Annotated in this window: 23 protein-coding genes; 7 read left to right on the forward strand and 16 right to left on the reverse strand. The window is 43.6% G+C overall.

Going from position 1 to position 18881, the window contains the following annotated elements; translation table 11 throughout:
- Positions 1-18: 18 nt before the first annotated feature.
- Complete coding sequence (locus KTG14_RS13910; RefSeq protein ID WP_216971492.1) at positions 19-726, reverse strand: class I SAM-dependent methyltransferase; 708 nt, start codon at positions 724-726, stop codon at positions 19-21.
- A gap of 139 nt (positions 727-865) precedes the next feature.
- Positions 866-1300, reverse strand: a complete 435-nt coding sequence (locus tag KTG14_RS13915; RefSeq protein WP_216971493.1) for an Rrf2 family transcriptional regulator — start codon at positions 1298-1300, stop codon at positions 866-868.
- A gap of 188 nt (positions 1301-1488) precedes the next feature.
- On the opposite strand from KTG14_RS13915, the gene KTG14_RS13920 reads away from it, so the two are divergent.
- The gene (locus KTG14_RS13920) at positions 1489-2346 is read left to right on the forward strand and encodes an SDR family oxidoreductase (RefSeq protein ID WP_216971494.1); all 858 of its coding nucleotides are present in this window, start codon (positions 1489-1491) and stop codon (positions 2344-2346) included.
- 54 nt (positions 2347-2400) lie between these two features.
- Here the strand turns inward: KTG14_RS13920 and KTG14_RS13925 are convergent, their stop codons facing one another.
- From KTG14_RS13925 to KTG14_RS13965, 9 genes are all read right to left on the reverse strand, one after another.
- Positions 2401-4032 (reverse strand): hypothetical protein, encoded by a 1632-nt coding sequence (locus tag KTG14_RS13925; protein ID WP_216971495.1) that lies wholly within the window; start codon positions 4030-4032, stop codon positions 2401-2403.
- Between the two features lie 9 nt (positions 4033-4041).
- On the reverse strand, positions 4042-4239 hold the full coding sequence (locus KTG14_RS13930; protein WP_216971496.1) for a hypothetical protein: 198 nt from the start codon (positions 4237-4239) through the stop codon (positions 4042-4044).
- Positions 4240-4273: 34 nt separating this feature from the next.
- A complete protein-coding gene (locus KTG14_RS13935; protein ID WP_216971497.1) occupies positions 4274-4627 on the reverse strand; it encodes an ASCH domain-containing protein in 354 nt (117 codons plus the stop codon).
- Between the two features lie 31 nt (positions 4628-4658).
- Positions 4659-5189: a GNAT family N-acetyltransferase gene (locus KTG14_RS13940; RefSeq protein ID WP_367948942.1), complete on the reverse strand. Its 531-nt coding sequence runs from the start codon at positions 5187-5189 to the stop codon at positions 4659-4661.
- Positions 5190-5258: 69 nt separating this feature from the next.
- Positions 5259-6098 carry a DUF2785 domain-containing protein gene (locus KTG14_RS13945; protein WP_216971499.1) on the reverse strand — a complete coding sequence of 280 codons (840 nt, stop codon included), beginning with the start codon at positions 6096-6098 and terminating at the stop codon, positions 5259-5261.
- A 30-nt stretch (positions 6099-6128) separates the two neighbouring features.
- The gene (locus KTG14_RS13950) at positions 6129-7736 is read right to left on the reverse strand and encodes a GNAT family N-acetyltransferase (RefSeq protein ID WP_254178180.1); all 1608 of its coding nucleotides are present in this window, start codon (positions 7734-7736) and stop codon (positions 6129-6131) included.
- A complete protein-coding gene (locus KTG14_RS13955) occupies positions 7729-8280 on the reverse strand; it encodes a glycerol-3-phosphate acyltransferase (RefSeq protein ID WP_216971500.1) in 552 nt (183 codons plus the stop codon). Before KTG14_RS13955 ends, KTG14_RS13950 begins: the two co-directional genes overlap by 8 nt.
- Before the next feature lie 68 nt (positions 8281-8348).
- On the reverse strand, positions 8349-8897 hold the full coding sequence (locus KTG14_RS13960; protein WP_216971501.1) for a GNAT family N-acetyltransferase: 549 nt from the start codon (positions 8895-8897) through the stop codon (positions 8349-8351).
- A 35-nt stretch (positions 8898-8932) separates the two neighbouring features.
- On the reverse strand, positions 8933-9565 hold the full coding sequence (locus KTG14_RS13965; protein WP_216971502.1) for a histidine phosphatase family protein: 633 nt from the start codon (positions 9563-9565) through the stop codon (positions 8933-8935).
- A gap of 158 nt (positions 9566-9723) precedes the next feature.
- On the opposite strand from KTG14_RS13965, the gene KTG14_RS13970 reads away from it, so the two are divergent.
- Entirely contained in the window at positions 9724-10494 is a 771-nt protein-coding gene (locus KTG14_RS13970) for an alpha/beta fold hydrolase (RefSeq protein WP_216971503.1), read from the forward strand.
- A gap of 113 nt (positions 10495-10607) precedes the next feature.
- Positions 10608-11018, forward strand: a complete 411-nt coding sequence (locus tag KTG14_RS13975) for a GNAT family N-acetyltransferase (RefSeq protein ID WP_216971504.1) — start codon at positions 10608-10610, stop codon at positions 11016-11018.
- Positions 11019-11106: 88 nt separating this feature from the next.
- Here the strand turns inward: KTG14_RS13975 and KTG14_RS13980 are convergent, their stop codons facing one another.
- The 5 genes from KTG14_RS13980 to KTG14_RS14000 all read right to left on the reverse strand — a co-directional run bounded on the left by KTG14_RS13980 (position 11107) and on the right by KTG14_RS14000 (position 15165).
- Complete coding sequence (locus KTG14_RS13980) at positions 11107-11646, reverse strand: GNAT family N-acetyltransferase (protein WP_216971505.1); 540 nt, start codon at positions 11644-11646, stop codon at positions 11107-11109.
- Positions 11647-12873, reverse strand: a complete 1227-nt coding sequence (locus KTG14_RS13985) for a glycosyltransferase family 2 protein (RefSeq protein ID WP_216971506.1) — start codon at positions 12871-12873, stop codon at positions 11647-11649.
- Positions 12870-13631, reverse strand: a complete 762-nt coding sequence (locus tag KTG14_RS13990; protein WP_216971507.1) for a hypothetical protein — start codon at positions 13629-13631, stop codon at positions 12870-12872. Before KTG14_RS13990 ends, KTG14_RS13985 begins: the two co-directional genes overlap by 4 nt.
- Positions 13632-13880: 249 nt before the next feature.
- Positions 13881-14483 (reverse strand): MEDS domain-containing protein, encoded by a 603-nt coding sequence (locus tag KTG14_RS13995; protein ID WP_216971508.1) that lies wholly within the window; start codon positions 14481-14483, stop codon positions 13881-13883.
- Between the two features lie 181 nt (positions 14484-14664).
- Positions 14665-15165 carry a GNAT family N-acetyltransferase gene (locus KTG14_RS14000; RefSeq protein WP_254178181.1) on the reverse strand — a complete coding sequence of 167 codons (501 nt, stop codon included), beginning with the start codon at positions 15163-15165 and terminating at the stop codon, positions 14665-14667.
- A 283-nt stretch (positions 15166-15448) separates the two neighbouring features.
- Between KTG14_RS14000 and KTG14_RS14005 the strand changes: the two genes are divergently transcribed.
- From KTG14_RS14005 to KTG14_RS14020, 4 genes are all read left to right on the forward strand, one after another.
- Positions 15449-16150 (forward strand): response regulator transcription factor, encoded by a 702-nt coding sequence (locus tag KTG14_RS14005; protein ID WP_216971519.1) that lies wholly within the window; start codon positions 15449-15451, stop codon positions 16148-16150.
- Positions 16147-17082, forward strand: a complete 936-nt coding sequence (locus KTG14_RS14010; protein WP_216971509.1) for a sensor histidine kinase — start codon at positions 16147-16149, stop codon at positions 17080-17082. Before KTG14_RS14005 ends, KTG14_RS14010 begins: the two co-directional genes overlap by 4 nt.
- Before the next feature lie 81 nt (positions 17083-17163).
- Positions 17164-18096, forward strand: coding sequence for an ABC transporter ATP-binding protein (locus KTG14_RS14015; protein WP_216971510.1), 933 nt, complete (start codon positions 17164-17166; stop codon positions 18094-18096).
- On the forward strand, positions 18080-18772 hold the full coding sequence (locus KTG14_RS14020; protein WP_216971511.1) for an ABC transporter permease: 693 nt from the start codon (positions 18080-18082) through the stop codon (positions 18770-18772). The genes KTG14_RS14015 and KTG14_RS14020 overlap by 17 nt, the downstream gene beginning before the upstream one ends.
- The last annotated feature ends 109 nt before the right edge of the window (positions 18773-18881 follow it).

Raw genomic sequence — 18881 nt, forward strand, 5'->3', positions numbered from 1 at the left:
AGCTGATTGCTTAGAACCTTATTGGTTAACTGCTTTTACAATCAAAAAGTTTGGCGCTTTCATCAAACGTCCGTACCTCACCGCGTCCAGCTCTTTGAACTTTTGTGTCGGCTTCGGTTCAATGATATCTGCCACCGAAAAATGCTGAAGCGTTTTTGTTAAGATATCGCCAAGCGGCCTTCTGAAAAACGGGACTTCATAGACTTTTCCTTCCTTTTTCCATGTGTCCACGATCAATTCAGTTGAGAAGTATTCCATATCACGTGACAACTTAATATCGGTGAACGGATGATGGACCGAGAACAGCAACTCGCCTCCAGGTTTTAATATGCGGCGGAACTCTTTGAATGTGAACTCCCAGTCTTCGATGTAATGCAGCGTCAACGAACTGACGATGTAATCGAACATTCCTTCTTCGAAAGGCAAAGCATCCGCCAAATCCAAACACATGACTTCCGCTCTCTCTCCTATACGCCTTTTTGCAGCCGCAGCCATTTCTGGACTCATATCCACTGCGCTTACCTGGGCTCCTCTACCCACCAATTGTCCTGTGTACCACCCTGCTGCGCACCCGGCGTCCAATATTCTTTTTCCGCTCAAGTCCTCAGGCAACTGGGCAAGCATGGCCGGTCTTTCGTACTCACTATTGTATAAATTCTGTGTGTCTGTCGAATGTTCATATGCGCCAGCAAGATTATTGAAGGTTTCTTTGATTCGATTTTTCATGATTCACTACTCCTTCATATTCCAAAGATTATTATACCAATAATTCCCACAAATTATTTAAAATAATTGAATGTTGTGTCTTTCCTAAATTTCTTAAGACATTCTCCAATAAAAAAAGACATCCACATGGAATGTCTTTTCACTGAATATGTTCTTTCGCTTCAATATCTTTCACGATGTCTTCAAGCGTTAAGTTCTGGAACACTTTTTCCATCGCCGACTGGGCGGCCATGAAGATTGGCTCGATGGTGCTTTGAATGTTTTTGCCGACTACACAATCAGGGTGCGGCTTGTCATGGATACTAAATAATTCGTTTTCCTCGACTACGTTCACTGCCTTGTAAATATCGAACAGCGTGATTTCCGATAGCTCTCTCGACAATTTAGCGCCCGCCACTCCTGGCTGCACTTCGATTAATCCTGCTTTTTTCAGCATGCCCATGATCTTTCTGATGACTGCTGCGTTAGTGTTGACGCTGCCTGCGAGAAATTCAGAAGAAGAGGCGGTTTCTTTATTCAAATCGATTAACGCCAGTATATGGATTCCGACGGCGAATCGGCTGCTGATTGACATGTTGAGCCCTCCATTGCTTATTTATGTTGTGATGCCACATGATGTAATTGTTCTGGTTACAAGTAATTGTATCAAATTTTAAGCTGAAAATATATTAAATCCAACCTGTTGACAAGATGGTTACAAGTGAATAAACTAAACATGTAATCGATATAGTTACAAGATAAAATGAACAGGAGGAATTATTGATGAAAATTTTGGTAACAGGAGCTACAGGAAAACTGGGCTCAAAAGTGGTGGCGTCTTTATTGAAACAAGTACCCGCTGGCGATCTTGCCGTAAGCGTCCGCAATCCCGAAAAAGCTGAAGACCTGCGTGCTCAAGGCGTCGACGTTCGACACGGTGATTTCGATGCTCCGGAAACATTGGATCAAGCTTTTCAAGAAATTGACCGATTATTGATCATATCAACCGACGGCGATAACGAAACAAGAATCCGCCAGCACGAGAATGCGGTTCATGCCGCTGAGCGCGCAGGCGTTAAGTTTATCGCCTATACAAGCCTCGCCAATGCGACAGAAAGCCAAAACCTGATGGCCCCGCCGCATGTAGCGACAGAAGCCACCATCATCAAAACGGGCATCCCTTACGCCTTCCTTCGCAATAATTGGTATTTGGAAAACGAAATGGGCAGCATCCAAGCTGCAGAAGCAGGTGCGCCTTGGGTCACTTCGGCCGGAGAAGGAAAAGTCGGCTGGGCTTTGCAGCAGGATTATGCAGACGCAGCTGTCGCTGTATTGACTGGCAGAGGCCATGAAAACAAGACCTACGAACTCTCAGGTCCTTTGCTAACACAGGAACAACTAGCTTCAGCACTTAGTGACGTGTTGGATAAACCAGTTTCAGTGAAGCAAGTAAGCGACGAAGAATACGCAGAGGTGATGAAAGGTGCCGGCGTGCCGGACTTCGCCATCCCAATCGTCGTCGGCATCCAGGAAAGCATCCGCAACGGTTCGCTCGAAGTCGCAAACAGCGATTTTGAACAAGTGCTTGGCCGCCCGCTAACACCGATCAACGATGGCCTCGCACAGCTGGTTTCAAAATAAAAAACAATACAAAAAACGGAGCTGATCTTGTCGATCGGCTCCGTTTCTTATTTATTATTGTTGAGCTGCCAGCTCGGCTTCAAACTGTTCTTTCAACTCGATCAATGCTGTTCTGTTTGCTGAGAGATCTTGTGGATATCGTGCTAAAACGACATCGATCAAGTTCGCTTTTTCCCTCGGAGAGAATCCCCCAGTCACAGCATGCTCGCCTTCTAACACGCCGTAGTAGCCTTTGAGTGGCTGGCCAATTTCAACCTGGTTTGCTAACTCCGATACTTCGGCAAAGACCTTTTTGCTCCAAGCGCGCTCCCATTCTCCAGCTGAATCAACACCCATTTTTGCATATTTCACTGCTTCGGAAACGTCTGTAAACAATAAATCCTGAGTAACGTAACTATAAGAATTTGATAAACCTGTCATGCTCTCTGGATTGACGAGCCTCAGCTCATTCTGTCGATAAAGGTTCGTATTGTCGTAGTCTCCTATCTCTCTATACAGGCTCGCAATCCGATGGTTGGCCGTTTCTAAATTAGGAGCGGTTTCTGCAATTTCCAGAAAAATCTTCAACGCTTCTTCCGGCTTTCCATGTTGGTATTCTAACAAATCTGCCCTTTTCCACAAATCACTCAACTGCTCAAAACTAGCAAAAAACTCAGCTTCGTAATTTTCTAGAATTTTTCCGGTTACTTTTTTAAAACTTGATTCAAACGTAGAATGTTCCATTTCCGCAAAAATTCTCAGAAGAATACCTTCTCCCTTCCCATTTACCAAGAATTCTACAAAAGCACGGCTTTGAGTATAAGGATTATAGGGATCGGACAAATGATTTTCCCAGCCACCCGGGTGCTCCAGTTTTTCAAAGGCAGCATATTTAATCGGGTAATCCGGATCAAATGGCAGTGCCTGATCTTTTTCCGACAAATAAGTAGCTACGCCTTCCGCAAACCATACGGGAATTTCAGAACTATATATCCCTCGCTCCTCCGCGATGCTGTAAAACAAATGATGCGTATATTCATGAACGGCCGACACCTCGTCGATCGGTAGTGGCAAGTGGATCGTCTGGTCATGTTCTTTGTAAAACCCGCTGTACTCCGCCTGAATCGTTTCCCGAATCGGCATATCGAGATTTTCTCCATAGAGAACGAAAGAAACTGGGGCGTCGGTTTCACCGCCCAACTCACGCTCCAATTGCGGATGATTGGTTTCCACAAGGTCCACCAGCTGTTCCATTTCTTCTAACGGCTCGCTTCCCGGCGCAAAATAGAAGGTGATTCCATTGAGTTCTTTTGAATCCAGTGTAGCTAAATTAATGGAACCGTCATCACCTGTGATCAGTCGGCGGTAATAAGTTAACTTTTCTCCAGGCGTCAGCTCTGTTGCTTCGGTCATGTCATATTCGACATCATAGAGCAGAAAATTTGTACCGAATAAAAAAAGTGTGAAAATCCAGAACAACATGGAAGAAGCTATCAGAAAGACAGCATTCGTTATTTTTTTCTTGCTATCCCCCGCTTTTGCAATCCAGACAATCGCCAACACAATGCCCGCGATTACGAAGACACTTGCGCCAAGCCAGGCAACCAAGCTTTGCCCTACATCCAAATACAGCAGCAAAACTGCGAATCCAGCCGTCAGCAAAAACAAACCGAGTAAGCTCAAAACAATATTTTTAACTATGTGCATAAGTCACCTCTACTTAGATTGAGTATTCCGGTTTGGTTTCTTCGCAGGTTTTGGCAAGAAAAAGGCGCTGCTTCCCATGAACCACCCACCTGCTACCGCAAGCGCAGTACCAACAGCTATCGCAAAAGTGGATAAGTATGTGGATATATACATACCTGTCATCAACATTAGTGAGCCTGTGGAAAACATAATCATGGTTTTTGTCATTTCTTACAGCTCCTTCAACAGCTTATCCACCGTTTTAGGGAACAAGCAGCTCGATTTCGATTGCCAAGCTGCCCCATTCCTGTTCACGTGCTGGCGAATAGAGGGTGTGGATGGATTCCACCCATTTTTCAATATTGTTATCCACAGTCCCAAATTTCTCAGCGGGAATGTCTTCAAACATTTCCCGAAATGTCGGATATGTGCATAACTTCGTCACTTTCACCGTTAGTTTTTCGTCTTCGCCGGGCAGTTTCGTAAATTCTATCGTGTCTCCCCGCTTTAATCTTCTTCTCTTCTGATCGTATAGCCTGACTTCCACCGTTTTCTTTCCTGATTGGATTTGCCGAAAAGGTTCTTTGTAGAGTTTCATTTTATGTTTTATCTTCATCATTAAACTCCTTATTTTTAAAAAAGCACATTTATTTTCTATTTCTATATTCCATCAACCAATTTCCCCCGCTGTTTATCCTCTTTACTTTCACAAACCCACACTTTTCATAGCAACGAATCGCTCTTAGATTGGAAACCGCGGAATCTAACACCACTCTATCCGTGGATAAGGCATTAAGATGGTTCAAGAATTTTTTCACCATAACCGTCCCAATTCCTTGATTGAAAAGAGCTGGATTTCCGATGAATTGATCGATGCCCTGCACATTTAATGCAAGCGGATAGCCATATTCTAGTTGAATTTCTTCAGCTAATTGATCAGCTAATTGATAATGCTGCATAAAGCCAATAGGTTCGCCATTTCGCTCCACAATATACGGGTGGATAGGCACCTGCCCATCAATTCTCGGCCCGTATTTCTTTATCACTTGTTGGATTGTGAAAGGTGAATTCACATCTCCAAAAAATTCCAGTACTTCTCTCATGCTGAGCCACTTAGCCATTACCGAAAAATCTTCTTCGTTCATCTTTCTAATGGAAAGTTCAAATACAGGATCTATGGCTGACGCCCCACCTTCTCCATTTTACTTAAATTCACAAAACTTACTTTAAAACTGGCATTAAAACACTTAAATCTTTAAAAGGCAAGTTCCTATACTTTTTTGTAGCTGCATTAAATCAGACTCATGATTAATCTTCACATAAAAACTTTTCAGGAATTTTTTACAATTAGCATATAAATACCAATAGTTTTCTTCTGGCAGTTGATCTTTTTGCTTTTCCAAGTCACAAGGCACGCTTTCTATATAGCCTTGCATCACTTTATGCGGCAAGCCTTGCTTTAAACTTCCCAATAGAGGAACCACGATTCTTTCTTCTTCATCATGGATGTATATGTAGTCAGCTATAAACACTTTATTCCATAAGGCATTTGTTATCTCTAAACGATCATCCATTGTAATCTTTTTATTTTTTATAAGTTCATCAAAGGTATCCGCAATATGGGCTATGCTATGCGCCCACCCTTTATCAACGACAAATCCCCTCAAGTCTTTTTCGAGAGTTATATAGGAAGTTAATTGATCCTTCACTTCGAAAATTAACTCTCTTGAAAGAAAATCTTTCTGGTTGTCTGAGTGCAGAATGAGCGCTATTAACAAACTGGTGAACGACCTCGTAAAAACGCTGTCTGTTCCGGATTCCCCTATCCCTTTGAACAGCATTTGTTCGTTTAAACAAGACTTGAGCATCTCGCTCAATATGTCCGCTTCTATTTCATCTCCCAAAACCAGATCACAGAATGCACCGTATATCAGCTTATCGCGCAGCTCACTGTCTGTGGAGCCAATATGTACCATCATTGATTTAATTAATACCAATTCATCTTCTTTATCCCAGCCTTGTTTATCTATTAATGTCTTCTTTAACAAGTTCGCTTCTAATGGAACCACATTATTTAAGCTGGCCATAATTCAACTCCATTTTCATCAGTAATTAAACTAGCTCTTTCTAGCAGAATGTTGTGCACTCATTAGAGTTTTAATGAGTTCAGTGGTAGCTTTTTTGACCTCTGGTGGTTTCACATCTCCCATCAAAGCAATTTGTATCCAGTTCCGCTTCAATAAATAATCGCTCTCGTAGCTGATTTCGATTCCGCTAGCTTTGAGTGCATCGCCCACAGCACGTGCGTCGATTTTACTTGGCAAGGCGATTGTCAGGATGCCGGGTGAGTACCGTTCATCTCCTAAAGCATCCAACCCGGCATCCATTAGCCGGTTACGGATTTCCGTTGCCAGCAGCGGGTCGGGAAAGCGATGATGAGTGATCGCTGCTTGGAGCGCGGCGACGCTATTCGAAGAATGGGTGAACGGCACCGTACCACTCTTTTCATACAAGCCTAAGTCCAGATACGCCGGCAAGCTGGTATCTGGAGGAACACCGTCTTGATGAAACACTATCGCTAGGCCGGGATAAGAGCCCAGGCCTTTTCCGCTCACAGCGCTCGCCATATACACATTCGAAAAATCCGACGGGACGGTCCCGAAACTGCTGCAAGCGTCCAGGCACAGCCGAATCTCCTGTTGTTTACACAATGACTTTAATTCTTCTAATGGATAAAGGTAACCGGTCGACGTTTCGCAATGGACCGTCCACAGCCAGCGAATATCCGGATGCTGTTTCATTAGTTTTTCCACTTCATTTACCACAAGCGGTTCATCCCAGTGCTTTCGCATATGGAGCGCATCCAATTGCCAACGCTTTGCCTGTTCTGCCAAGCGTTCACCGAATTCGCCATTCGATAGGATGAGCCCTTTTCCGCCAAGCCGGCTCAGCTGTCCTGCAATCAGTTCATTCGCCAGGGTACCCGTTCCGACAGCCAATTGGACATGAGCTGCACCTGTTAAATGCTTCAGCTCCGTCTGCAAAGAAGCGAATTCTTTACAAAAGCTGTCCGAACGGTGGGACTTTGCAGGCATTGCCCAGGCTTCTTCGACTTTGGGATGCATCGAAACCGGCCCAGGCAAAAGTCGAATTGAAAATGATTGTTGGTTCTCTTGAGTCAGTTGATCGAAAAGCTTACCGGCAGAAGTGAAATATTCTTTAGTTAAAAGCATCGGCTGGTACTGTGCATTTTCTGTGCCGATCAAAGGACCAAATGGCCTGAACCCTAGATGCTGGTACAAACGTGCCTGCCTCACTGTCCCTGAAATGAGCACGCAATTATAATCTTGCTGTAAACAGGAAGCTACGACTTGCTGGAGAAGTCCGAAAAAAACTCTCTTGCCGCGATACTCTTGCCGCACAGATAACAAACGAACTTCACATGGGTTGGCATCAGCCAGCAAATAATGATCGATAGCCCCGAGCTTCTGATCTAGAGAAAATGGACGGATACCCCGAAGCGCTACCATCCCGATTAAGCGGTTGTCTTGTTTAGCAATCCAATAGGTATTCTCTTCGTGGAAACGGTCTACCAGCCGTTGTTCTTGGCTCTTGTTATGCTGAGGGATTTCCTCCACGAAGGTTTCATAATTTAAACGGTGGATTTGTTCCATCTCTTCTTCTGAATCTGCAATTTTATAGTAGATAGCAATTTTTCTATTCAATTGAAACACCCCTTTTATGGACAAAGATCACAATGATGAGCATCAAACTGAAGAGGCCAGCTGCTTGCCATTCATGTTGAACGAACAGAATAATCGGCGCTGGAACTAAAATCAGCAACCCTACACCCGTCAATTTCACTTTCAATAGTTTCACGATGAGTAACAAGAGGAAGGAGGCAAAAAGGCCGACTGGCACCATCATTAAAACAGCTGCCAAATAAACGACCACTCCTTTACCGCCTTTACCGCCCAATTGAATAGGCCAAATATGTCCAAACAGGACACTCAAGGCAAGCAGGGCTTGCACCCATGGTGACAGACCAAGCATGTAACCAATCCCTAAAGGCAGAAACGTTTTAAACGCATCGACCAGGATGGCACCGATAAATGCGCCTTTGCCAAATACGCGCCCGGCATTTCGTGCCCCTGCAGTAGTGCTGCCTAATTCTCTAATATCTTTTCTAAAATAGATTTTGCCAATATAGTATGCACCGTTTATCGTTCCAAATATGTATGAACCAATTATGAGCAGGACAATTAACAAGCACGTCATCCCTTTCATCACATTTTAAAAACTATTCATTTCTTTCACGGTTTGAAGAAAGCCAGTGTTTACTTTTCCCACTCTTCTCGCAGCATTCCCATCTTGATAGCATCGAAGTATTGCCCTTCTACCATTCGCGCTTTTCGGATGCGCGCCTCTTCTTTCATTCCAATTCTTTCCGCAACTTTCATCATTCTTTCATTGCCTGACCAGGTCGACATTCCAAGCCTGTGCAAGTCCGTCGATTCGAAAAGGAAATCAATCCATAATGTATAGGCTTCTCGGCCGTAACCGCCGTTCCAATAATTTTTATCGTAGATGACGATTCCTGTTTCAAGCCAATTGGTGTTTTGGTCCACCCAATATGCTCCTACGTAACCGATCACTTTTTCGTCTACCCTAATCGTAAGAGATGTCGGAACACCCACAGCAATCTCCTCATCATTGAGCCATTTTTCCCTGTGCTGTTCTTTGCTCATATGTTCTTGAAGAATATACGGCCCATTCCACTTTTTCGCTTCCTGTTCTTTTTCTTCAAACCGCCAAAAGTATAGTTCCTCCAAGCTCTCTGCTGTATTTTCAATCAACTTAATTTTTCTTCCTTGAATATCAATCATTTTTTTATAATCTACCTTTCTAAATGCGCTTGACCTTAAAGCTTCACTCTTTCTTCTATGTTTTCTTTATGTACCGTACAGCCTTCCAACGTGACTCGGTAGTCTGCATCATCCACTTCTACGATCGTGAGGCTGGTGTCCTCGATATACGGCGGTGCCCAGAAGTGTTCGATTTCTGTGTCGTTGAAAATCATAAATAGCGCTTTGATGACGACCGAATGTGTGACGATCAAGACGTTACCAGAAGAATGTTTCGCTTCAATTTCTTTTAAAGCCGTCCGGATTCTCTCGATCAATTCAGGGAACGATTCACCGCCGCTCGGCTTATACGATGCCGGTTCATTCCAAAATGCATGGAAGCTTGCTCGATCCCGTTCTTTGATGACAGATATATTATGGCCTTCCCACTCACCCATATTGATTTCCTTCAACTTGGGATCAAATACGATCTCAGTTGGCTTGTTTCCACGAACCATTTCCGCAGTATGTTGTGCTCTGCCACTCGGACTCGCATAAATTACATCTATATCGACTGGCTCCATTCTTTCACTTAGCCATAATGAATTTTGAATACCTTTCGCTGTCAACGGGGAATCCTGCCATCCTTGCATTTTCTTTTCAATATTCCACTGTGTTTCTCCGTGCCTCGTAATATAGAGCCTTAGCATTCGCCCACCTCGTATGTTTTGTAAATTAACTGCTCCTCTCTACTATATCCAATTATTGTATACACATCCAATCAATTTACAGAATATTGTAGTATAATTAGGTGGATATTTTTTCAAGCATTACTTAGAGGGATTGTTCGATGAAATGGAGGAAGTATATGACGAAGCAGATGGAAGACGCACGCGTTGATATTGGAGGGATTCAGCTTTATTGCAAAGTGTTGGGGGAAGGTACGGACGGTCCTGTAATTGTTTTCGATTCAGGGTATGGGGTGCCCACGAGAAGATGGAACAGCATTAAGGCGGAAGTCTCTTCATTTTCTAAACTGCTCATCTACGACAGGGCTGGCCTTGGGCGAAGTACTGGGGACTCCCGTCCGCACCATAGCCTTCAAAATGTTGAGAATCTGCGCAGCTTGCTTCAAAAAAAGGAAGTAAAACCGCCCTATATACTAGTCGGCCATTCTTTCGGCGGCTTGAATGTCCGCCTTTACGCAAGCATGTATCCGGAAGAAGTAGCAGGAGTGATTCTTTTGGATTCATGCCACGAAGATCAAAATAAGCTTATGGCCGATGAATTGTCTCTTGATATGCAAGCCGATTATTACGGACAGTTTGGAGCAGAAGGCACGTTAGCGGAATTTGAAGAAAGCTTGGAGCAAGTGCGGAAATATAAAACGCTCGGCGACATGCCGTTAACCGTTGTAACCGGCGGAAACCAGCCTGATCACACTGAAGAATCGTGGAATCATTGGATGAATTTCCAAAAAGATTTAGCGGCTTTGAGTACGAATAGCCGGCACGTCATCTTAGAAGATGCGGGACATTCCGTTCATATTGATAATCCACAAGCAGTCATCGATGAAATACGGAAGATGCACGAAGCGGTGAAGCAGGTTGAAGTGGGAAGCAACCGAGAAAATCATTAGCAAATGAATAAACGAAAAAAACTGTAAAGATTTCTAGTTCTGAGAGGAGGTATAAGACAGTGGAAAAATTACGTCCACACTCTTCAAAATAATAATTTTGAGGAGGAAACATAATGGCTATTATCTTTAAAGAACAAAAGCAAATCCCCAGGGAACAGTTGAAGGCACTTTACGAAGATGCGCAATGGTATGCCTACACGAAGGATATGGATGAACTGGAACGAGCCCTGTCCTGCTCGTTGTATGTATTGTCTGCATGGGAAAAAGAAAGTTTAGTTGGGCTGATTCGTGTAGTCGGTGATGGGCTCACAATTATTTATATTCAAGACATTCTTGTTTTAACAAACCACCAAAATCAAGGAATTGCGACAGATCTTATGAGCCAAACATTGGTTAAATTTGGTGACGTGCGCCAAAAAGTGCTACTGACGGAGGAAGCGCCGAATGTTCGTCATTTCTATGCAAAGATTGGGTTTAGTTCATGTGATGCAGGGACCCTCGTAGCTTTTGCAAAAATAGATTAGCCTCATTTGAAAATACAAAAAGCGTATTCGATAAATTCGAACACGCTTTTTTAAAATGTATAAACGTCTCTACTCTCCGGGCCAATACCTATTTTCCCTGCCCATCCCATTCGTTTTCTAAAACACTATAAAGAAGTGAATCTCTCCATTTCCCCTTTACCCACAAAGTTTCTCTCATATGCCCTTCGAAAAACAGACCTGCTTTTTCCAGGACTTTTCGGGAAGCGATGTTTTCAGGTGCACATGTGGCATAAATCCGGTGGAGATTCAGCTTTTCAAAACCAAAACAAATGAGCTTTTCGGCAAGCTCTGTAGCGATTCCCCTGCCCCAATAGTCGGGATTAATAATATAGCCGATTTCAGCTGTCCTGTTCTCAAAGCTTTTGATAGTGAGTTCGCCAGCACCGATCATTGCGTCATCTCCCGCTTGAACTACAGCAAACGTAAATCGTGTTCTCGGAACTTTTTTTTCATCTGCAAGAACTTGATCGACGTACTCGATGGTCTCTTCTACTGAATTCGGTCCCCACGGCTGTGTTCGGCAAACCTTTTCTTGAGAAGCGTATTTGTGTACGCCTTCCCAATCGCTTTTCTTAAATTCTCTTAAGTGAATCGAGTTGCTCAACATTCACCCCACTCCCTTAAAACGCTTCGTCTTATCCCATGCGATCGTGTTGCCACGAACACGGCTCCATATATAGACCGTTACGCTGCGAAGCAACAGGATGATGAAAAGTTGAGCATAGGTGAAATACATGATGAAGATGAAAAATACGTTTTTAGGTGATACGTTCCTATCTACAACCAATGCGCTCAATAACTGGGCTGTGTAGACAATGTAGCTCATAAACCACAACATCAGCAATGGAGCTTCCATATTCGGCAATTCCATGCCCAGAATACTCATTATGAAAAAGATATCCGAAAATAGAAGAACGACCACGAAAACCAAATACGTCAGTACATGCTGCAGACTCAAGAAAAAAGTCTTTCCACGCCAATGGGACAAGTCCTTAAATGACTTCTCGAGCAAATATATATTCCCTGTAAGCCAGCGTGTGCGCTGCTTGATAAAAGTCGTCAACTTTTCCGGTTCTTGTTCCCACGTTTTTGATTCTGGCACTACCGGCAACAGATAGCCTTTCGTATGGAGCCGCACCGTCAACTCTGCATCTTCCGCTAAGGCATTGACGTCATAACCGCCCAATTCATCCAACACACTTCTGCGAAGCAGCATATTCGTGCCGGCCAGTGATCCGAGCTTCAAAAACTGCCAGCGCCCGCATTGCATCAACAATTGAAATACTTGAAACTCCAGGCCGATCATTCGGGTCAACGTGTTGGTGTGCGCGTTTTTGGTTTTAACATAACCTACCGCTCCGGCGGCTTTCTTAGTTCGTTCCGCGACTTCTACCAATAATTCCACTGCATCGGGTTCTGGTTCATTATCCGCATCGTATACAACAAAGTAATCCGACTGTGAAATACTTAGCCCATAATTCAATACGCGGGATTTCCCAGAAGGAGAACTGACAGGTACCGGAATGTAATGGATCCTGGAAAACACTTCCGCAAATTCTTGTGCGATCTCTGCCGTATCGTCTTTTGAATTATCGTCCAGCACATAAATGTCCAATTGGCCGCTATATTGCAGCCTTGCCATTGCCCGCAAAGTATCTTCCATGACAATGCCTTCGTTATGTGCAGGAATCAATACCGCGACGCTAGGATAGCTCGATAGCTTTGGCGGTTTTATAAATCGCATTCGATACCATACACCAGAAATAGTCAGGATGGAATAAAAAATCAACAGCACCCAAAAAAATAGCATGATTAGCAAAATCACTTGTGTCATGATCTTGCCCCTAACAACCCATGCAACTGCTGGGCATCTTTAATATGAATTTGTTCAAATTGATAAGGTGGCGTGATGAAATTCAGTTCAGCTTGGCTTTTTTTCCGAAAGCGCTCCATGACAATGTCCGCGCCTTCTTGGTGGGTATCTTTTAAAAGAAAATAAATGGTGCCAAGATCGCTGGAAACTAAATCGTATTTTTGCCGAATGGATTGAAGGGCTGCTTTTTCAAGCATCTCCTGCATATTCTGTTTCGTCCTCTTCTTGGAATATTCAAGTTCAACTTTCAGGAAATACGATTCCTTTCCATTCCGGGCTGTCGATTTTAACAGCCACTCTGCTTGATCTTTAAACTCAGTCATTGTCAGAACTTGAGATCCTTGTCTGTATTTTTGGAGCAATTGGACCTGATGCTGCAAATCCGAATTTTGATAGCCTATTTTTTTCACAGCATTCATCAGCATCCAAAAAATCAAATGGAAACTGGTGAATAGCAAATGGCTATACATATAGTGCACTTGCATGCCCTCAGGCAATGACTGGCCGAATGAGGTTACCGTTAAATAAGCTCCATATAATAGAATCATCGTAATCGCATATAAAAAAATATAACGTTCGCTAAGAATGGACATGAATAAGAGCGACAATAGCCCAACCGCAATCAACTCGAGATAATGGGGCACTGCAAAATAGGCCACCAGCCAGCCATTCAAAAGTAATGCTAAAATAAGTGCTGTCAAAACAAAGTTCTTCGTCATATGGATTTCCTTCCTAGCACGCATAATCGGAACTGGCGCTTATACATAGCATACTGATTTCGTGCCTATTTATCTATTTTTATATTCGTTACAAATGAATATTTATTAATTATAAAACGGTTAATATTAGGGTATATACGCATCGAACTTACTGTTCAGGAACTTCATCAATACTCTAAAAAAGAGCTTCCCGAAAGATCATATTTTATGATCTGTTCGAAAAGCCCTTTTCCGTGCTTATATAGTCACTTATTTTCCAGTTGTCTCGTTTACTAAGCATCGCTGGGAGTCGCGTGTTTCCTCTAAGAACACGATTTCTTCATCTTCCATCAGGTAATCGTGGTACAAGGCAAGCTTATCCTGCAAAGGCTGCTCAACACGGATAGCATCGTATGCGCATACCGCAATCAAATTTTGCGCTGTGATCAAATCGTCCACTTGCTCTTCGTACGATAGCAGCTCTTCTTCCAAGCCGTCGCGTGTATCCCATTCGATATGCCCCCACGTCCGAAAATGCTGGCAAGGCAGCTCAGAGACGTCAAAGCTTTCTCGGAAATATTCGACGATCGTGCTCGGGTGGAAATTCCCTTTATGCCAATACAACTTATAACTATCGAAGAAATAGACCTTGGCGAGTTCTTCAGCTGTCAAAACCGCTTGGAGCCGTTTCCGGACCAAAGGGGTCAAACGGTTGTTTTCAACAACTAAGACGTGCTCGTTGTTCTGTAAACCGTCCAAAATAAAAACGACAATATTATTAATATAGTGCTTCGTTTCTTTTGTTAGATAAAAGATATGGCCGCCAGAACTGTTTCTGATCTTTAACGCGAGCGCTGGTATTTTTTGTTCCATGTTCCACTTCCTTTTCCCCGTTCTTGTCCGATTCTGCCCAAATCCATATAGCTGGAGGTATTCGATATTAAAAGCTCAACCGCTTCTATCGAATATGCGTTCCATCATTTTCCCGAAATATATCATATTTTGGGACTATACTAAAGAGATTTCACCATTCACTTGGAAAACCCGGCTTCTATTATTTTGTTCTACTTTCCCACAAATAATATACAAAGCTCATATCTTGGCCATTCATCTCAAATGTTTCTGCCCCAACACGCACTTCTTGAAATCCGTTTTTCGTCAATATTTTTTGGGAGGCCCCATTAACAGTCGTCGTTTTTCCGTGTATTTGCCTCAATCTTAAATCGGTATCGAGCAAAATTTCCAAGGCCCGGCTTCCGATCCCTTGCCCTCCGTATTTCGTCCCAATCCGAAATCCGATTTCTGCCGTTCGATTGATCCTGTCTATATCCACTAAGTTGATTCTTCCCAGAATGTCTCCTGTATCGTTTTTGATTAGGTAGAAGTTTGCAAAGTCTTCTTCTTGTTCTTTCAATAACTCCTCATGCCTCGAAAGAAAGTTTTCGAAAACGTAGAAATCATCTCCACGACTTGGCACCAGCCGCTCAAAAAACTTCCGACTGTCAGATTCGAACCGGAATAATTCGTTGGCATCTTCTTCTTGTAGTAAGTGCAATGTGATTTCATAAGCTCACCTCATCCTAATTATTCACTAACCTAATGATACCAATAATACCCATCCCTTCCGAATGCAAATTGGACTTTCTGAACCCCTTTTTTATCGTTTAGGAGCAGATTGCGAGCTTCCTATTCAAGTCATATTTTCACCTCTAAGCGACTGAAGGAATATTTTTAAGATGGAAAATGTTTATAATGATGGAAAGGAACCAAAAATTCTCAATTTCACAGGAAATGTTAAATCTCTTCCGATAATACTCGAACAGAAAGAAGTGGTGGCGATGAGTGAAGCGATTTTGCTGGTGGAAGATGATCATCAAATTCATGAAATGGTATTAAACCATATGAAAAAAGAAGGGTATGCCGTAACGTCCGCATTTGACGGCGACGAAGCATTGCGCTTGTTCTCAACAGGCAACTTCGATTTGGTCATTTTGGACTTGATGCTGCCGACTGCGAACGGCTTGGATGTTTTGCAGCTCATGCGCAACGACAGCACCTTGCCGATCTTGATCATGTCGGCAAAAGGCAGCGACTTGGACAAAGCTTTGGGGCTCGGATTTGGGGCAGATGATTATATCGCCAAACCGTTTTCGTTGATTGAAATGACGGCACGCGTCAAAGCGGCTTTGCGCCGTGCGAAGCAGTACAGCCAAGGTGCTCCAAACGAACCGGAACAAATCGTGAAGATGGACGGATTGGAAATCCACTTGGCTAATTTTACTGTGCTGAAGAATGGAAAAGAACTGAATTTAACGGCGAAGGAATTCCAGATTCTGTCGTTGCTCGCGACCAATCCCAACCGTGTGTTCACGAAAGGACAGTTGTTCGAAAGCATTTGGAAAGAAGCCTATTACGGAGATGATAATGTCATCAATGTCCACATCCGGCGTCTTAGAGGGAAAATCGAGGAAGATCCGTCTTCGCCAAAATACATAAAAACCATTTGGGGCATCGGCTATAAAATCGAGGCAGCGAAATGATTTATGTGTCCGCAGTCCTCGCGCTTCTTTTGGCAGTTGTCAGCTACCGTTATTACAAAATCAAACAAACGATCACGAAAGACCTTCCCTATATTTCAAACAAGCTGGACGATATCCTCGAAAAACAATCGACGGAAAGACTGCTCGTCCGGACCGAAGAACAGCCATTGAGGGAGTTGCTCATCAGCATCAATTCCTTGCTGGATTACCATCAGGAATACATTGCCGATGGCACCCGCTTGCGGATGTCGATGAACCGGATGCTGTCCAATGTTTCCCACGACTTGAAAACACCTTTAACGGTGGTACTCGGCTACATCGAAACGATCCAGCACGATAGCAGATATACACCCGAAGAACGGCAGGAGCTATTGTCGAAGGTCAACGGCAAAGTTATGGAAGTCAACCACCTCATCAGCAAATTTTTCGATTTGGCGAAGCTGGAATCGAATGATTGGCCCATTGAAATGAAAAATATCAATGCCAGTGAAATTTGTCGTGAAGCCATTCTCGGCTATTACGACACCTTAGGTTCCACAGGTTTTGAAGTCCTCATCGACATTCCGGAAGAAGCGGTTTTCATCGAAGCCGACCGGGACGCCTTGATGCGTGTCTTGGAAAATTTATTGTCCAATGCGATCCGCTACGGCAAAGAAGGCAAGGTCTTGGGCCTTTCGCTGCGGCAGGAAAAGAATGACGTCATCATGGAAGTCTGGGACCGCGGCAAAGGAATTAATGACAAAGACGTCCATCAGATTTTCGAACGCCTGTACACCTTGGAAGATGCCAGAAGCTCATCGGTGGAAGGCAGCGGGCTTGGATTGACCATCGCCAAACGGCTGGTCGAGCGAATGAAAGGCAGCATCAGCTTCACCAGCGTGCCTTTCAACAAGACCGTGTTTGCCGTTACTTTCAAAACTGACGAAACGTAAGGAATTCGTAAGGATTTAGTAAGTGGGGCGACAGAAGCGTTTGATAAAGTGATTCTAAGAAGGAAGAGAGGAGAAATCAGCATGACTCATATTCTTAGAACGCATCAGTTGACCAAAGCGTATAACGGCGAAGAAGTAGTATCTGGCGTTGACATGAATGTCCGCCACGGGGAAATTTACGGATTTCTGGGGCCGAACGGTGCCGGAAAGACGACGATCATGAAGATGATCACCAATTTAGTGAAGCCTTCCGGCGGAGAAATTGAATTATTCGGCGAGAAAGTGCACGACACGTCTTACGAATTATTGAAAAGAATGGGCAGCATCATTGAATATCCCATCTTTTTCGAGAAACTGACCGCCAGAAAAAACCTGGAACTGCATTGTGAATATATGGGCTATTACGATAAGCAAGCGATTCTGGAAACATTGGCTCTGGTCAATTTGGTGAATGTGGAAAACAAGCCCGTGAAGGATTTCTCGCTCGGCATGAAGCAACGGCTTGGCATTGCCCGTGCCGTCATTACCAAACCGGAAATTCTCATTTTGGACGAACCGGTGAATGGCCTGGACCCTGTCGGCATGCATGAACTCCGCGAATTGTTTGTGAAACTGAGCCGTCAATACGGCATAACGTTGCTGATCTCGAGCCACAATCTATCGGAAATCGAGCAAATTGCCGATACCATCGGCGTCATCCGCAAAGGACAGCTGATCAAAGAAGCGTCGATGGAAGAAATCCGCAATACCCACGCCAATCATCTCGAGTTGGTGGTGAAAGATTATCCAAAAGCAGCGTTCATTTTGGAAAATAAATTAAAGGCACGGAATTTCCGTGTCAGGGAAGATAAAAGCATCATCAATATTTACGACGACATTTCCCAGAATGATATTTTCCAGTCCATGATGCAAAACCAAGTGGAAATCGAATCGCTCAACCATAAAAAACAGCCTCTTGAAGATTATTTCCTTCAATTGATAGAAGGAGAGGGTTCATATGCTAAATCTAATTAAACTGGAATTGAAAAGAATGAATTTGGTAGGTGTAGCTGTCACGTTCGTGCTGATCAATGCGGCGATTGTCGGCATGTTGATGCTGCTTGGCATCGAACCGGAAGCAGTCACTGAATTTTTATCCAGCTCTGAGGACCTTCGCGTAATCATTGAACTCTTTGTCATTGCAGCCTTTGTCATCTATGCTTCTGTCCTATTGTCACAGATCATTGTTGAGGAATTCAAGAACAAGACCATCTCTTTTCTCTTCATGTATCCGATCAGCCGAAAAAAGCTATTGTTCGCTAAGCTGATCATTGTCAGCGTACTTACTTTTTTTTTCGTCATAGCTTCGACATTGATCGTCTACTACAGCTTTTTAGCTTTCAATAAGCTGTATGCCTTTACGCCGGTTGAGCTGGGACTGGCTTTGCCTTCTGGCTACCTCTTGCACTTAGTGGTGCTTGCTATAGCCTGCTCCGGAATGTCGTTAATTCCGCTATTTTTCGGCATGAGGAAATACTCCGTTCCCGCTACGATCGTTTCAGGAATCGCAATTGTTGCCTTGCTGTCGTCATCGGTGAATACGAATGATACAAACCTGTTTTCCGTTACCGCTGTCCCTGTGTTCCTCGGCCTGCTTGGATTTCTCATCGCTTACCTGGTGGTAGGGCGTGCTGTGAAACAGGATTTTTAAAGAAACTGATTTTATTTTGAAGTAAACAAAAAGGCCAATTAAGGGAGCACCCTTAATTGGCCTTTTCAATGAGGATTTTGTAATTCCTGTCTCTTATAACACATCTCCG

This window comes from Planococcus sp. CP5-4_YE (assembly GCF_019042655.1).
GTDB lineage: Bacteria > Bacillota > Bacilli > Bacillales_A > Planococcaceae > Planococcus.

What these genes read in the sequence shown, in the direction of transcription:
- KTG14_RS13910 (WP_216971492.1), bottom strand. Translation starts at nt 726, where the DNA reads ATGAAAAATCGAATCAAAGAAACCTTCAATAATCTTGCTGGCGCATAT.
- KTG14_RS13915 (WP_216971493.1), bottom strand. Translation starts at nt 1,300, where the DNA reads ATGTCAATCAGCAGCCGATTCGCCGTCGGAATCCATATACTGGCGTTA.
- KTG14_RS13920 (WP_216971494.1), top strand. Translation starts at nt 1,489, where the DNA reads ATGAAAATTTTGGTAACAGGAGCTACAGGAAAACTGGGCTCAAAAGTG.
- KTG14_RS13925 (WP_216971495.1), bottom strand. Translation starts at nt 4,032, where the DNA reads ATGCACATAGTTAAAAATATTGTTTTGAGCTTACTCGGTTTGTTTTTG.
- KTG14_RS13930 (WP_216971496.1), bottom strand. Translation starts at nt 4,239, where the DNA reads ATGACAAAAACCATGATTATGTTTTCCACAGGCTCACTAATGTTGATG.
- KTG14_RS13935 (WP_216971497.1), bottom strand. Translation starts at nt 4,627, where the DNA reads ATGAAGATAAAACATAAAATGAAACTCTACAAAGAACCTTTTCGGCAA.
- KTG14_RS13945 (WP_216971499.1), bottom strand. Translation starts at nt 6,098, where the DNA reads ATGGCCAGCTTAAATAATGTGGTTCCATTAGAAGCGAACTTGTTAAAG.
- KTG14_RS13960 (WP_216971501.1), bottom strand. Translation starts at nt 8,897, where the DNA reads ATGATTGATATTCAAGGAAGAAAAATTAAGTTGATTGAAAATACAGCA.
- KTG14_RS13965 (WP_216971502.1), bottom strand. Translation starts at nt 9,565, where the DNA reads ATGCTAAGGCTCTATATTACGAGGCACGGAGAAACACAGTGGAATATT.
- KTG14_RS13970 (WP_216971503.1), top strand. Translation starts at nt 9,724, where the DNA reads ATGACGAAGCAGATGGAAGACGCACGCGTTGATATTGGAGGGATTCAG.
- KTG14_RS13975 (WP_216971504.1), top strand. Translation starts at nt 10,608, where the DNA reads ATGGCTATTATCTTTAAAGAACAAAAGCAAATCCCCAGGGAACAGTTG.
- KTG14_RS13980 (WP_216971505.1), bottom strand. Translation starts at nt 11,646, where the DNA reads ATGTTGAGCAACTCGATTCACTTAAGAGAATTTAAGAAAAGCGATTGG.
- KTG14_RS13985 (WP_216971506.1), bottom strand. Translation starts at nt 12,873, where the DNA reads ATGACACAAGTGATTTTGCTAATCATGCTATTTTTTTGGGTGCTGTTG.
- KTG14_RS13990 (WP_216971507.1), bottom strand. Translation starts at nt 13,631, where the DNA reads ATGACGAAGAACTTTGTTTTGACAGCACTTATTTTAGCATTACTTTTG.
- KTG14_RS13995 (WP_216971508.1), bottom strand. Translation starts at nt 14,483, where the DNA reads ATGGAACAAAAAATACCAGCGCTCGCGTTAAAGATCAGAAACAGTTCT.
- KTG14_RS14005 (WP_216971519.1), top strand. Translation starts at nt 15,449, where the DNA reads ATGAGTGAAGCGATTTTGCTGGTGGAAGATGATCATCAAATTCATGAA.
- KTG14_RS14010 (WP_216971509.1), top strand. Translation starts at nt 16,147, where the DNA reads ATGATTTATGTGTCCGCAGTCCTCGCGCTTCTTTTGGCAGTTGTCAGC.
- KTG14_RS14015 (WP_216971510.1), top strand. Translation starts at nt 17,164, where the DNA reads ATGACTCATATTCTTAGAACGCATCAGTTGACCAAAGCGTATAACGGC.
- KTG14_RS14020 (WP_216971511.1), top strand. Translation starts at nt 18,080, where the DNA reads ATGCTAAATCTAATTAAACTGGAATTGAAAAGAATGAATTTGGTAGGT.